Source organism: Veillonella sp. 3627, from assembly GCF_003992195.1.
Taxonomy (GTDB): Bacteria; Bacillota; Negativicutes; order Veillonellales; family Veillonellaceae; genus F0422.
The window spans coordinates 235,970-250,593 of record NZ_RQVG01000001.1; the positions used below are offsets into that span (position 1 = coordinate 235,970).

The following is a 14,624-nucleotide window of genomic DNA, read 5'->3' on the forward strand; positions in this document are numbered from 1 at the left end:
ATTATGCCTCCTGTTTCACTGCAGTTACGATAAAAATAGGGCTCAATGGATTTAATAAATGGTATGGACCAGCTTTTCTAAAGCGGCTCACTTGCATTTGAAATCCTTCATAAGTATACGGTCTACCTTTTAGTTCTTTTAAAATCGTATAGCCTGTTTCCATAGTCACAGCGGTTACTACAAGACGACCGCCCACTTTTAACAACCGTGAGGCTTCGTCCATAATCGTCCCCATACCACCAGCACTACCACCGATGATAACAGCGTCTAATTCTGGTAAATCTTCCATACCTTCTGGCGCTTTGGCTTCAATAATTGTTAAGTTTTTTACGCCAAATTTTTCTTGATTTTGGCGAATTAAATCTGTTGCTTTTTCAAAGCGTTCGATAGCATATACATGTCCTTTCGGAGCAGCTATGGCAGCTTCAATCGAAATGGAACCAGTACCAGCTCCCACATCGAGAACCACGCTATCTTCTTCTACACGAGCTGCATTCATGACTACCATACGAATTTCTTTTTTCGTCATTGGCACATCGCCACGAATAAATTCCTCGTCTTCAATTCCAAAAAAATGTCTCATCCTAATACCACCATTACGGAGTGCCCAAAGCCCTCCAATTTTTGTAATTCTTCTAATGTACCGCGTTCAATACGCTCATCTTCATAACTCAATCGTTCACAGGCTGCCGCTTTTGTATTCTTCGGCCAACCATGCTCTTCGATTAAATAGTTTGCAATATAGGCAGGATTTTGTTCAGGATCCGTTAAGAAACCTAATTTACGTCCTTCTGCATAATACAAATCTGTTTCCTCTGGTCGACGACCGTGAAAGCTCATTAAATCTGCATTGTGCCATACTTCTCCAAGTCTAGCAAAGGCAAATGTCATGGAACTTATGCCCGGTGTCACATCAATAGGATTATTAGGAAACTTAGTTTTTAAATACGGCAACAAGGAATAATATCCTGTATCACCGCTGACTAAGACTACAATGTCATTGGATTGTAGTTGTTCTCCCATCCACTCTGCCATGGGTGTTAGTTTCGCAATAGGAAAGGTTACCTGACCTGGCTGAGCAAAATCTTCTAATGCTCGCTCACTTCCTACCAAGACCTTAGCCTGTTTAATTAGATGTAATCCTCTAGGTACTACATACTCTGGATTCCCAGGGCCAATACCTACGACATACAAGGTATGTGCCATGATTCTTCTTCTCCTATTTCCTTCGCTACTTCATCGACGGCCAATATAGTGCCATCTAAGGTAGATATGATAATGCCAACTTTTGCATCTTGCGCAATATAACGCATAGAGCGCAAAGACGCTCGATCCGCTACGCGCTGGTAAATGCCCTCCAAGTGTTCTCGTTCGATAATTGGCATGGCAGCCTCTGTTGTGCGACACTCCATCAATTCTTCACAAACTTCTCGAGATGCCCCTTCTAAGGCTGCATAAGCTACAATCGTTTCCATACGTCCATCACTCATGCGATTATGGGTATGAAAGCTGCCGCTAGCCAATTTGATAATTTTACCAATGTGACCAATGATGAGGATATTTTTAAATCCAATTTTGACACATTGTTCTAGCATGAAGCCGATAAAATTGCTTGTTTCTGCCATTTGATTGATAGAAATCCCTAGTTGTTCTTTTGCGATTTCTTGACCAATACGCCCCGGCACCAGGATGGCCGTTGTATAGCCTGCTTCTTTCATGACACGCAATTGCGGCACTAGGGAGTTTTTGAAACCTTCTTCACTCATGGGCTTTACAATACCTGTGGTGCCAATGATGGAAATACCACCTTCGATACCAAGAGTACCATTCAAGGTCTTTCTAGCTAAGGTCTCCCCCGCTGGTACGGATACTTTCACATGAATGCCCATGCCCTTTGGTACGAGCTCCTCGAAAACATAGGAAATCATCGTTCTAGGCCCCGGATTGATAGCAGGTTCTCCTACAGGTAAGGCTAGGCCCGGCTTAGTCACTATACCCACTCCAAATCCAGCTTCATACGTAATGGCTCCTGATTGATTTAATGTTACCGTGGTCACAATATCTGTACCATGTGTTACATCTGGATCATCACCACCATCTTTCACAACGGTTACCATAGCCTCAGTAGGCGATATTACTTCTACCTTCGCAATAGGCACAGTAATGAAAGCATCTTGGGGATTTCGTATAGAAACTTGGTCAACTATTTCTTCTTCGATTAGGGCTAAGAGTCCAGCTTTCACCCCTGCTGTTGCACAGGAACCAGTGGTGTAGCCACCACGCATATCTTCTACGTTCATAGTCCCTCACATGATAAAATAGGAGCATCTATTGGGTGATGCTCCTCTATTTGATTAAGAACGGAAATTCACAAATTGTAATTCCACAGGTAAATCTTGCTCACGAAGCATCGTAATCACTGCTTGCAATTGATCTTTATCTTTACCTGCTACACGTACTTGGTCTTCCATAATTTGAGCCGTCACTTTTAATTTCATATTCTTAATTAATTTAACTACATCCTTAGCCACCTCTTTAGAGATGCCATTTTTAATCGTCACAATTTGTCGAACTGTGCCACCAGATGCAGGCTCAATTTTACCATATTCCAAGTTTTTAATGGCAACATTACGTTTTACCATTTTACCTTTTAGCACATCGATGATGGCACCTAATTTGTATTCATCATCACAATGAATTTTAATGGTATCACCATCATGTTCTATATCTGCTTTACTATTACGGAAATCATAGCGTGTGCCGATTTCTTTCTTTGCTTGATTTACTGCATTATCTACTTCTTGCATATCCACTTCGGATACAACGTCAAATGAACAATCTTTAGCCATATAAACCTCCAATACATATTTACATGAACAGTTTAATTATACCCTACTTCCCTTATATTTTCTACCTTTACAGTATCTTTTATTATAGCTTTTAGGAATGTAGTATACGTAAAAAAAATACCTAATGAATACAGTTTTAATTCCTCTATTCATTAGGTATCTAGTATCGTTATATCAAATTATTTTACGCCATCTTTTGTGCGTTCAAACCCTACTTGCTCTGCAGCGATTTCATACAAAGCAATAGACACTGGATTTTCTGTTCCTACTTCACCTACAAGGGATGGATCTCCATCTGTCAATTCACGAGCACGCTTAGCTGCTAATGTTACCAACGTGTATTTACTATCCACTTGTTTTTCTAAATCCTTTAAATGCGGTTCTACCATCATAATGAAAGTCTCCTTTGTCTACTTACTATATTATTGCTGTCCTTGCTCATTGCTGTAACGTTTATAAATGTATTGAATCTTTTCTTTGTTGCGACTAATCTTACATGTTTCAGCCCGCAAGATAGATGCTGTTCGTTCAATGGCATCTTCCAAATCGTCATTCACCACTATGTAGTCGTAACGATGTGCTAATGCTAATTCTGAACAAGCTAAAGATAAACGTTTATGAATCACTTCTTTATCATCCGTACCACGACCATGCAGACGAGATGTTAAAACATCTAAGGATGGCGGCACAACGTAGATAAAGACAGCATCGCTGTAGGATTCTTTTACCTTCATAGCACCTTGAATATCAATCTCCAAAATCACACTCTTGCCTTCTTCTAATAAGTTCATGACGTGCTCTTTCGGTGTACCATAGTAATTATCGTACACTTTTGCATATTCTAAGAATGCATCTTCTTTGATTAACTTTTCAAACGTCTCTACATCTCGGAAGAAATAGCTAATACCCTCTTCTTCACCCACTCGTGGTTGACGTGTGGTCATTGATACAGAATAGACCAAATTTGGCATTTGTTTGCGGAGTTCTGCACAAATCGTGCCTTTTCCTGCCCCAGATGGTCCTGAAATGACGATTAATATTCCTTTATCAGACATGATAACTCCAGTACTACTTACACATTATTCTATATTCTGAATTTGCTCTCTTACTTTTTCTAACTCTACTTTCAATTGTACAACTGTATCTACAATTGTAATTTCATTCCCTTTAGATCCCATTGTATTGACCTCACGGTTCATTTCTTGTAACAAGAAGTCTAACTTCCGTCCAATAGGTCCTTCTTCCTCAAGGATTTCCTTTAATTGTACCACATGTGAGGCAAATCGGGCAATCTCTTCTGAAATATCTACTTTATCTGAAAGAATAGCCACTTCTTGCATAAACCGTTCTTCTTGAAAATCTACGCCCACTTTATCTAGCATAGTTTGGATTCGTTGTAATAACCGATCTTCATGATGTGCTAGGGCCACATCCCTTCGACTTTCCATGTAAGCGAATAATGTTTCAATCCCTTGTAGGCGTTTCGTAATATCTTCTTTCATCGCAACGCCTTCTTTGGCACGCATCGCAAGAACACCGTCAATGGCCAATTTTGTTGCCTCTTCTAAAGATCGTCCCATCGCCTCTTCATCAGTAGGTGGTTCTTCTACAGAGATCCAATCCGAAGAAATGGACATAATCGCCGATAGAGGAACCTCTTTCACATCTGCATAGAATCCCTCTTCTACCAAAAATTGTTTAATCTGTCCACATAAGGCACGGTTCATAAATAATTCTTTCTCTTGCTCGCCGGACTCTTTGTATAAAATAGACACCTCTACCTTACCACGTTGAAAAGCAGATTGAATTAACCGTCGTACTTTGTCTTCAAAGATATTAAATTGTTTAGGACTTTTAATTGTAATATCACAATATCTTGTGTTTACCGTTTTAATCTCTACTTGGAAACTTCCTGTTTCTGTAGTCACTATGCCGCGACCAAAGCCTGTCATACTATTCATGGATTTACCTCGCGTTTCCGTTCTATTTCTTACCTTTCAGTATAGCACGGTAAGACTAAAAATAAAACGTTTTATTTGCTCTAATCTAGATCTACCATAAAGTTAATATAGTTAGAAATTTTAATTCACTGCTAATCCAGATATGCATTATCCTTCTCTTATAGATTTATCTCAATGAAACATCAAGTTTAACCATGTCTCTATTCAGCTATATTTTGGGTGTCATACCTTTAATTCAAAACCTACCTATATCTACTAGTACTAGATTAGTGTATACTAGTATAGGGATGGTTTTTAAAATTTATCCTTTTCCTAATAAATAGTACATACGCATTGTATCCTTAGTAAGATACCATGTAATGTCAATCATTTTTGTAATCTTATAAATAAATAGCTATGTCTTTTGTATAGTATCGAAGTATGATTTCACTGATATGTTACACTTTCAGGTATAGCAATACAATACACCTATAACGAAAGGATCCCCATGAATTTAGATGGTTTAACATTGTCTGTATTGATACGAGAACTGAACGAGCAAGTCGGAAACGGTCAGATTCAACGTATTCAGCAGATCGATAAAACAAGTATACTTTTAAAAATTAATACACCTACCACAAGTCCCTACTTGGTAATTACCGTAGGCAGTGCTCCGTCCATCTACGTTACAGATACGATAGTGGATGCCCCAAAGGAGCCCACCTCCCTCATTATGTATTTACGGAAACATATTGAAGGAGCTCGCATTACCAATATTGAGCAACTTCATGGAGACCGTATCATTCGCATTACCGCCGATAAATTAGGCTTAGATGGTTCCATCGTTGTAAATGAAATCTATGTGGAACTAATGGGTAAATATTCCAACTGCATTTTCGTACAAGATGGCATCATTTTAGAATCTCTTGTTCATGTCACACCACTTATGAATCGTGTGCGTTCAGTGGCACCTAAATTACCCTATGAATTACCGCCTAATACATCTCGTGTCGACCTCATGCAATTCTCTAGTCATGAAATAACGCAGTTACTACAATCCTTTTCCCAAGATACAGTAGGTAATACCATTCGTCATATCTTCAATGGCTTTGGTCCTGTCCTATTAGATGATCTATGTTATCGTATGGGGCTAACTCCTACGACACCGATGACAGCGGAGCTCATCAATAGTATCACCGAAGGACTTACTAATTTGCAATCCCAACTTCTTAGGACACAAGGATTATTGCAATACACTACAGCTACTGGTAAACGCTTATTAACGCCTATTCCACTCTGTGAAAGTTCCCCCCACACCATTGTTGATACTATCCAGTATCCAACAATTTCTGAGGCCCTTTCACAGGATGTGACAAAGCTAGGAGCCATACACACGGCAGGAAAAGAGTTAGAAAAAATTATCGCCGCCGCCATCAAAAAAGAAGAATGCCGTCACGAAAAAATCAAAGCTGAACTAGACGACACATCCAAAGCGGATATGTATAAATCCTATGGGGATTTACTCATGATTTATAGCTACTTACCTCATCACTATGAATCAGAAGTGACAGTACAAAATGTTTTATCTGACTCGGCTGAAGATATTACAATCCCATTGGATCCCCCATTATCCATTACAGAAAATGCGCAAGCTTATTATAAACTGTATCGTAAGATGAAAAATCGTACGAAAAATGGTCAATACCAACTAGAACAAAGCTCCATACGCCTTTCTTATTTGGAATCCATTCAATACAGTTTATCGTTGGCTACGACCAAGCAATCTGTTCAAGAAATTCGCAGCGAATGTGAAAGTGCAGGAATTTTGCGACAATCGAAAAAGCCAATTCCTTTCAAGATTAAAAAAGACAATTTCTTGCATTTCACTATTCCTAATGGTGACGTATATGTAGGACAAAATAACCAACAAAATGAATACCTTACCAACCGTTGGGCCAAACCTAATGACCTATGGTTACATACACAGCATATTCAAGGATCTCATGTTATCTTACATTCAGATATAGAGCCAGATATTAAAATGATTGAAGCTGCTGCGCAAATCGCTGCGTATTTTAGCAAAGGAAAAGATACATCTAAAGTAACCGTGGACTACACCTTAGTGAAGCACATTAAAAAGCCACCTGGATCTCCTTTGGGATATGTCATATTTAATACCCACAACGACATTGTGGTAGAACCGAAAGCACCTGAGGGGTATATAGAAAACAACTAGTTTAGAATATCTTACATGCAAGATAGAAGGCTCTTTGTAATCTAATAGAACTACTGATTCCTTACAACATAATCAGAATATAGAAAAGGCTGTAAGCATTCATATCGTTTGCTTACAGCCTTTTTATCATTCTAATTCATTGCTTACAAAACTACTATAGCAATGCATTCATTTTACCAATTTCAGTAATTTGTTCTACTGTTAATTTTGTAATACGAGAAATCATCTCTACGGACAATTTCTCCTTAAGCATTCCAATAACAGCTTCTACCTTACCTTCAGTTCGGCCTTCTTCTCTACCTTCTTCTCGTCCTATTTCAATTCCCTCTTTTAATTTTCGATCCATTTCAAATGCTAACGTCATATAATCTCGCCTCCATTCATCACATTGTTTTATCGTATGAACTTCACTATCAATCTCACACATCAGACTATCTTCAGGTTCTTTTCCATCTATATAATCTAAAAAATATTTTAGCGGTTTAGATATATCATCCAATTCACCCTTAGTACTTAAGAAAATCTTATGAGTTCCATCATTCAACGGTCTATTCGTATTTTGCAAACATAAATATTGAAAATCATACTTATGAAGTTTATCTGGAAACACCTCAAAAGTACATATAAAAATAACGTATACATCGTTTAGTTCTGAATAGTGCTGTCCCTTTTCTAAACTATCAATATCTATGGCACTTTGATAATAACGAGCCCTTTTGACAAGCTCCTTCATATCTTTACTAGTCTGCATTTCAATATTAAAGATAGTTCCTTTATCATCATTGACAAATACATCTAGTCGCACACTCTTACTATCTAAGCGAACATCAATAGTCTTCTCTTCTTCCAGATATTCAATATCCTTAATATCAATATCTAAAAGTCTTTCTATCGTTTGCTTGCAAATGCGTTTATTACGCATCACTTTCTGAAAGATAAAATTATCTTGTATCGTAAGTTCTTCATAAGGCTTGATAGACATAGGATTCACACTCCTTTTTCTATCTAGATTATAGCACAAAGATGATAGATTAACGAGATATATTTAATGACTAAAGCTTATCCCAATACATTTGCCATGGCTTGTACTGTTCGTTCGATGGCAATATCGATGGTCTCTTTATCTATGGTTAATGGGGGATTAAAGTAAATGACATTCCCCAATGGTCTAAGTAGTAATCCTCTATCTAATGCTTTTTTGTAGATTTGATAGCCCATGCGCAAGGATCCATCAAAGCCTTCTTTTGTTTCTTTATTGGTAACAAGTTCGATAGCGTTAATTAATCCCATACGACGGATTTCTCCTACATTGGGGTGATTACCCAATGCTTTCACTAAGGCATCATGTAAATAGTTTCCCATCTTCTCAGCTTGTTCTAAAATATGTTCATCCCGCAATGTGTCGAGTACTGCCAGTGCTGCGGCACAGCCCAATGGGTTACCACTATAGGTATGACTATGCATGAATGCTTTCATCGTATGGTAATCATCGTAGAAGGCCTGATAAATTTTTTCAGCTACTACTGTAATTGACATCGGCATATAGCCACCCGTCAACGCTTTGGAGACAGTCATAATATCTGGAGATACTCCTGCATGGTCAAAGGCGAATAGCTTGCCTGTACGTCCAAATCCTGTGGCAATTTCATCAGCAATCAATAGAACTCCATAACGATCGCAGAGCTCACGTAGTTTACGTAGGTATTCTGGCGGATACATTTTCATACCTGCACAACCTTGAATCAATGGTTCGACGATGACTGCTGCTAAGGTAGAGCCATGTTCTGCAAAGTCTTTTTCCATATGCTCAAAACATTCACAAGAACAAGTTTCACGAGTTTTATCATAAGCGCAACGATAACAGTCTGGTCCTTGTGTGTGAATAGTTTGATCCATCAACATTGGCTTATAAATTTCAGCAAATAAATCCATACTGCCTACCGATAAAGCACCAATGGTTTCGCCATGGTAACTTTCACTAAGGCATAAGAATTTTTGCCGTTCTGGATGTCCAGTTTGGTAATGATATTGGAATGCCATTTTTAAAGCACATTCTACAGCGCCAGACCCATTATCACTGAAATGAAAGCGTGTTAATCCTTCTGGCACCATTTCTTTCAATCGTTCCGCCAATGTGATAGCAGGTCTATGGCTAAAGTTAGCGAAGATAACATGTTCCAATGTATCTAGTTGGTGTTTAATCGCCTCATTGACCTTTGGATGACAATGTCCTAGTAAATTACACCACCAAGAACTAATGATATCTATGTATTCTTTTCCTTCTACATCATATAAATAGCAACCTTTCGCATGGTCGATTACAATGGGCGGCAATGTTTCATAATCTTTCATTTGAGAACATGGATGCCAAATTAACTCTAAATCCTTTTTTGCCCAATCTTTCATGTGTATACCTATACCTCTCGTACATTTACTATGCCATATCTAATATATATTTTAAATAAATCCTATCTTCCTATTTATGCATGGGATTCGCAATATCTTCGTAGCAACCTAACATAGTATCCACATCCATATGCAATGATGTTTCACCAGGTCCTACTCTATCTAACACAGTAATACCTGTCAATCGTTCCATCATCACGCAGTTATCTTCTTCCATAGGGTTACCTGTATATTGGTTGACAATAATACCTTTCACAGGAATGCCTTTGGATTGCAAATAATGGATTGTCAACACTGTGCTATTAATCGTACCAAGTGCTGCTGTAGCTACCACAATAGTTGGCAAGCCTAAATCTTTTACGACATCTTCTAGCATATATAGTTCTGTATCTGTTACATATAGAGGACAAATAATTCCCCCACTACCTTCTACGGTTGTGTATGTATGTGTGTTAGCAACGTTACAGAAATTTTTGTTCACTACGGTTCTATCGATAACCTTTCCTTCATGAAGAGCCGCCAAATGAGGAGATACGGCCTCATCAAATACGTATGACAGTAACGTTTCATCCTCCTGTGAAAGTCCCGCCACTTGTTTTACATAGCCTGCATCGCTTTCAGAAATACTAGGAGCACCGCTGACAGCAGCTTTGTAATAGGCTACATCATGGCCTGCTTCACGAAGTTTTTTGAGCCATAAAGCAGTGATATATGTTTTACCTACATCCGTTCCTGTACCTAATATATACAAACCTTTTGGGCTTTGAGTTATTGTCATGATTTTATCCTTTCCTACGGTGTTCATCACCTGCGGTGACTTTCACAATTATCAACATAAGGTGCATACCAACGTGTACATGCACCTTATGTCACATCTGTTATGTATACTATCGCTTTAAAATCGGAAGTAATCGTTTTGCAATCACTGCGGCCAAGATACAAAGGAAAATATCTGGAATCACTGGCAATGCAAAACAGTAGATAAATAATTCATCTAGTCCAATTGGTTTTGCTAAGTATAGATCCATGATTTCATATAAGTAGACCATGCCTAAGGCATATACTATAGCTAAATTCACAAAAGAAGCGGTTAACAATGTTTTGAAAGTCACAACTGTTGCTTTTTCTATCATACAACCCGCCATAAAAGCGCCAATAGCAAAGCCTAAAAGATAGCCAAATGTAGGTTTGAAGATGTACATAAATCCACCACCTTCAGTAAATACCGGCACCCCTACAAGACCAAGAATGATGTACATCGCCACACTCATACCGCCTAATCGACTTCCCAAGATTAAACCAGCTAATGTCGTAAAGAGCAATTGCAAGGTAAATGGCAAATTAGGAATAGGAATCTTAATAAATGCCCCTACCGCTACCAACGCCACAAATAATGCGGTCATCGTAATTTGCCTTGCACTCATCATACCTGTTACATTTGATTCTTCTTTCATGATAGGACCCTCCCTTGAGCCACAACATAAGATGATAAAAAATGTCTTTCAAGTAGTATTAAAACACTATTATTTTTTATTGTCAACTCCAATGTATTTGCTAGGAGTTTACAATAAAAAGAAACGACCTATCGTATCATATATCATGATAGATAGATCGTTTGTATATTATTAGATACATCAAAGATTTATAACTATACGATAATAAATATATCCAAAAGTTAATACTGCCTCCATGGAGTTGTAAAACTTTAATGACTGTACGCTATTTATTTGCAATTAACTGTTCCACCACAGAAATTTGCTCTGTATCTTCTTGTTTCCACGTCAAAGGCACCACAGATATATATCCTTCCTTGATATGTCCTACATCGGTTGGTTTATCTTCCTTTTGGAATCCTTGGTCCCCTACAATCCAATAGTATTCTCTGCCTTTGGCATCTTGTCGTACATCGATAACATTGGTGTACTCTTGAAAGCCTTGATAGAATACTTTCACTTGCTCCCAACCTACAGGACCTTCTTTTAAGAAGTTAACATTCAATAGACCTTGGTAGTGTCCCTCTTCGTACATGACTTTGATAAAATCAGTAATGAAGGGCAGTATTTCTTCCATCCGTTTCACGCTATATTTCTCTAAAGATAGCGCCAAAGATGGAATGCCGTACATCAATCCTTCTAATGCGGCACCAACAGTGCCTGAATACACCGCATCAGAACCCAAATTAAATCCGTGATTAATACCAGATACCACTAAGTCAGGACGATCTTGTTCCAATAAATAGGACAAGGAGAATTTCACACAGTCCACTGGTGTCCCTTCTACAAAGAGCATTCTAGGATTCTCTCCCTCTTCACTCATTTCTTTTGCTCGAATCGGTACCTGTACCGTTAACGCACTAGATTTAGCACTTTGCTCCACCTTAGGCGCCACCATTGTCACTCGATAGTGCTTTGCTAACTCCTGTGCTAATCCTTGTATCCCTGGGGCCCATAAACCGTCGTCATTTGTTAATAAAATATGCATAGTATCTCCTATCTAATAGTAATATTACATATACTATTGTATAGTAAATTGACTAATATTTCTATAATTTGTAAGATTCCGAATATATTTATTTTAAAATTATATCGAACATAAAAACGGCTAGCCCATTTTTAGGACCAGCCGTTACTTTGTTCGATATTATTCTTCAATAGCGGAGATTTTATCCACACGTTTTGCATGGCGACCGCCTTCAAATTCAGTGTGCAACCAAATGTCAACGATATCTAATGCCAAACCTTGACCGATAACACGTTCACCCATGGTGAGTACGTTGGCATTGTTATGCTCACGGCTAGCGTGGGCAGAGAATGTATCATGACATAATGCAGCACGAACCCCTTTTACTTTATTCGCTGCAATACCGATACCGATACCTGTACCACATGTCAAAATACCACGATCAAATTCACCAGCTGCTACTGCTTCTGCCAATGGTTTTGCCACATCTGGATAATCCATGGAATCTGTGGAGTACGTACCAAAATCTTTGTACTCAATGCCTTGTTTCTCTAGTAAGCCTTTAATCGCTTCTTTTAAATGAAATCCACCATGATCACAACCAACTGCTACTTTCATTTCGTCCTCCTTTATTTAATACTAGCTTCATAAAATAGTATCTTATTAATATATATCTTTAGATACGCCTGTATTGTAGATACATATCCGCATTGTTGATTTATACATACAAGCAATTATAGTATTCTTTATATACTATGGTATCCAATCTATTTGATGAATCAATTGGAGCATTCTTATTTATGCAATGCAAGTCCTTGTTGTACATACCGTACAATCTGTTCCGCTGTTTTAGTATATATTTCTTGAGATTGTCCAAATGGGTCTTCTACGTCCCCAACTTCACCACCAAATTCAGCAAGGGTCATAATTTTTTTACTATCGAAAGGAAATTGGCGAAGTAATATTTTTTTATGATCTTCTGTCATTGCCAATACATAATCTGCGGCTTTCACAAAATCTACTTTTAATGGGCGAGAGCTGTGTTCGCTAATATCTTCGCCTACTAATTCACGAACTGCCTCCACAGCTTCGTCGCTCACCTTAGCTCCAGGAACGCAAAATAATCCTGTGGATAAGGTCAATACCTCTATACCAAGTTCACGCCCTACAGCACGGGCAATTCCTTCTCCCATGGGACTACGACAGGTATTCCCTGTACAAACAAACAATAAATTCATAATTACCTCTACTACACTTTAAAGCTATTTTACACCATCCAATATGGTCTAGCCATCACGTTTACAAAATCAATTAAGAAAAACCATATCTGATATATATCAACATACCAATATTTAGAACTACTGCACTCATCCCATCAAGCGTTTCAAACATCCTTAGATATATTGTACATGACCACCACTGGCTTTCTCTAAGCGATTCATAACGGCCACACCAAGTCCTACCGGAGCACAGCCTTCCACAATTAATGTATCCACACCCATATCGTTAAACTGTAATAAACTATCATATAAACGGTTGGCCAATGCCATAGGCTCTGCTTGTTCACCATATACAATGATATCTACCGAAAGTGTAAAATTGGGAAGTACTGTATTTAAATTTTCCAAAGTTTTCTCTGAAAGTAATAACCCAACTCTCGGCTTTCTTGTGCAATCTTCCTGTAAAATAGCTTCTTGCTGAACCATCTTATCTATGATGTCTTTCATGTGTTCCGCTACTGTTAATGACTGTCCCACTAGTACTTGTACCGGCATATCAGGGGCATAATGGCGATATTTCATCCCTGGCGCTTTCGGCGCCTCTGTAGGATCATGCAATGCCGTATCATATACCACATGGTCCGCCACCATTTCTAGCATCTCTTTTGTGACACCACCGGGACGTAGGATAATTATCGTATCATCTTCGACTTGTACGACTGTAGATTCTACGCCAATTTCACAAGGCCCTGCATCTACTACAGCATGAATACGTCCTTTCATATCGTGTAAGACTGCTTCTGCCGTAGTCGGACTTGGCCGACCTGAACGATTGGCACTAGGCGCTGCAATAGGCACACCCGCAATACGTATCATCTTACGACACACCTTATGGTCTGGGCATCGTAATGCCACCCGTGAAAGTCCACCGGTCGCACGCTCTGGCACTAGCGCAGACTTTTCAAAGGTAATCGTCAAAGGACCTGGCCAAAAGGTATCCATTAATCTTTGTTCTAAAGGAGAGATATGTTTCACTAAACGGTGTACCATAGACTGATCACATACATGTAAAATTAAAGGATTATCAGAAGGTCGCCCCTTGGCTGCATAAATACGATCCATCGCATCTGCTGCCAGTCCATTAGCTCCTAAGCCGTAGACCGTCTCCGTAGGTATGGCCACCAAATCGCCTACACGAAGCAACGTACCGGCTAATTCTACATCATCAGGAGTCAATACCTGTGTTTCAATATGTTCTACTACTTCCATATCATACCTCCTTTCCTATGTACTGTTTCCTATTTACTATTATATCACTTATAACAAACTTATTTTAAACTATATGAGACAGTAATTTTCGACTCTCATCCTACCTCCACAAAGCGAGCCGTATATAAACTTTTGTTTGTACAGGATATTGTTGATTACTACAGATAGAGTGCCATATACTTCGGAGCAAATCTCAGTGGAACGTAAATCTATGGACAAGTATATGGCGCTCTATCCCCACTAT

Annotated in this window: 16 protein-coding genes; 1 reads left to right on the forward strand and 15 read right to left on the reverse strand. The window is 38.7% G+C overall.

Annotated elements, in window-relative coordinates; genetic code table 11:
- Position 1: 1 nt before the first annotated feature.
- From cbiT to EO114_RS01115, 7 genes are all read right to left on the reverse strand, one after another.
- Positions 2 to 583: a precorrin-6Y C5,15-methyltransferase (decarboxylating) subunit CbiT gene (cbiT, locus tag EO114_RS01085; protein ID WP_127061043.1), complete on the reverse strand. Its 582-nt coding sequence runs from the start codon at positions 581 to 583 to the stop codon at positions 2 to 4.
- Positions 580 to 1,206 (reverse strand): precorrin-6y C5,15-methyltransferase (decarboxylating) subunit CbiE, encoded by a 627-nt coding sequence (gene cbiE / locus EO114_RS01090; protein WP_127061045.1) that lies wholly within the window; start codon positions 1,204 to 1,206, stop codon positions 580 to 582. Before cbiE ends, cbiT begins: the two co-directional genes overlap by 4 nt.
- Positions 1,182 to 2,300 carry a cobalt-precorrin-5B (C(1))-methyltransferase CbiD gene (gene cbiD / locus EO114_RS01095; RefSeq protein ID WP_127061047.1) on the reverse strand — a complete coding sequence of 373 codons (1,119 nt, stop codon included), beginning with the start codon at positions 2,298 to 2,300 and terminating at the stop codon, positions 1,182 to 1,184. Before cbiD ends, cbiE begins: the two co-directional genes overlap by 25 nt.
- 54 nt (positions 2,301 to 2,354) lie before the next feature.
- A complete protein-coding gene (locus EO114_RS01100) occupies positions 2,355 to 2,849 on the reverse strand; it encodes a YajQ family cyclic di-GMP-binding protein (protein ID WP_127061049.1) in 495 nt (164 codons plus the stop codon).
- A 179-nt stretch (positions 2,850 to 3,028) separates the two neighbouring features.
- Positions 3,029 to 3,241 carry a DNA-directed RNA polymerase subunit omega gene (rpoZ, locus tag EO114_RS01105; RefSeq protein ID WP_009354099.1) on the reverse strand — a complete coding sequence of 71 codons (213 nt, stop codon included), beginning with the start codon at positions 3,239 to 3,241 and terminating at the stop codon, positions 3,029 to 3,031.
- A gap of 30 nt (positions 3,242 to 3,271) precedes the next feature.
- Positions 3,272 to 3,904, reverse strand: a complete 633-nt coding sequence (gene gmk, locus EO114_RS01110) for a guanylate kinase (protein ID WP_127061051.1) — start codon at positions 3,902 to 3,904, stop codon at positions 3,272 to 3,274.
- 24 nt (positions 3,905 to 3,928) lie between these two features.
- Positions 3,929 to 4,810, reverse strand: a complete 882-nt coding sequence (locus tag EO114_RS01115; RefSeq protein WP_127061053.1) for a YicC/YloC family endoribonuclease — start codon at positions 4,808 to 4,810, stop codon at positions 3,929 to 3,931.
- A gap of 487 nt (positions 4,811 to 5,297) precedes the next feature.
- On the opposite strand from EO114_RS01115, the gene EO114_RS01120 reads away from it, so the two are divergent.
- Positions 5,298 to 7,025: an NFACT family protein gene (locus EO114_RS01120; RefSeq protein WP_127061055.1), complete on the forward strand. Its 1,728-nt coding sequence runs from the start codon at positions 5,298 to 5,300 to the stop codon at positions 7,023 to 7,025.
- Between the two features lie 154 nt (positions 7,026 to 7,179).
- Here EO114_RS01120 and EO114_RS01125 read toward each other — a convergent pair whose 3' ends face one another.
- From EO114_RS01125 to EO114_RS01160, 8 genes are all read right to left on the reverse strand, one after another.
- The gene (locus EO114_RS01125) at positions 7,180 to 8,007 is read right to left on the reverse strand and encodes an Rpn family recombination-promoting nuclease/putative transposase (protein ID WP_127061057.1); all 828 of its coding nucleotides are present in this window, start codon (positions 8,005 to 8,007) and stop codon (positions 7,180 to 7,182) included.
- Between the two features lie 77 nt (positions 8,008 to 8,084).
- Positions 8,085 to 9,431, reverse strand: coding sequence for an adenosylmethionine--8-amino-7-oxononanoate transaminase (bioA, locus tag EO114_RS01130; protein ID WP_127061059.1), 1,347 nt, complete (start codon positions 9,429 to 9,431; stop codon positions 8,085 to 8,087).
- Positions 9,432 to 9,501: 70 nt separating this feature from the next.
- Positions 9,502 to 10,209 carry a dethiobiotin synthase gene (bioD, locus tag EO114_RS01135; protein ID WP_127061061.1) on the reverse strand — a complete coding sequence of 236 codons (708 nt, stop codon included), beginning with the start codon at positions 10,207 to 10,209 and terminating at the stop codon, positions 9,502 to 9,504.
- Positions 10,210 to 10,318: 109 nt separating this feature from the next.
- A complete protein-coding gene (locus tag EO114_RS01140; protein ID WP_127061063.1) occupies positions 10,319 to 10,885 on the reverse strand; it encodes a biotin transporter BioY in 567 nt (188 codons plus the stop codon).
- A gap of 265 nt (positions 10,886 to 11,150) precedes the next feature.
- Complete coding sequence (gene surE, locus EO114_RS01145) at positions 11,151 to 11,912, reverse strand: 5'/3'-nucleotidase SurE (protein ID WP_127061065.1); 762 nt, start codon at positions 11,910 to 11,912, stop codon at positions 11,151 to 11,153.
- 159 nt (positions 11,913 to 12,071) lie between these two features.
- Positions 12,072 to 12,509: a ribose 5-phosphate isomerase B gene (gene rpiB / locus EO114_RS01150; protein WP_127061067.1), complete on the reverse strand. Its 438-nt coding sequence runs from the start codon at positions 12,507 to 12,509 to the stop codon at positions 12,072 to 12,074.
- A gap of 176 nt (positions 12,510 to 12,685) precedes the next feature.
- Positions 12,686 to 13,129 (reverse strand): low molecular weight protein arginine phosphatase, encoded by a 444-nt coding sequence (locus EO114_RS01155; RefSeq protein WP_127061069.1) that lies wholly within the window; start codon positions 13,127 to 13,129, stop codon positions 12,686 to 12,688.
- A gap of 156 nt (positions 13,130 to 13,285) precedes the next feature.
- Positions 13,286 to 14,380, reverse strand: a complete 1,095-nt coding sequence (locus EO114_RS01160) for an L-threonylcarbamoyladenylate synthase (RefSeq protein WP_127061071.1) — start codon at positions 14,378 to 14,380, stop codon at positions 13,286 to 13,288.
- Positions 14,381 to 14,624 lie beyond the last annotated feature (244 nt).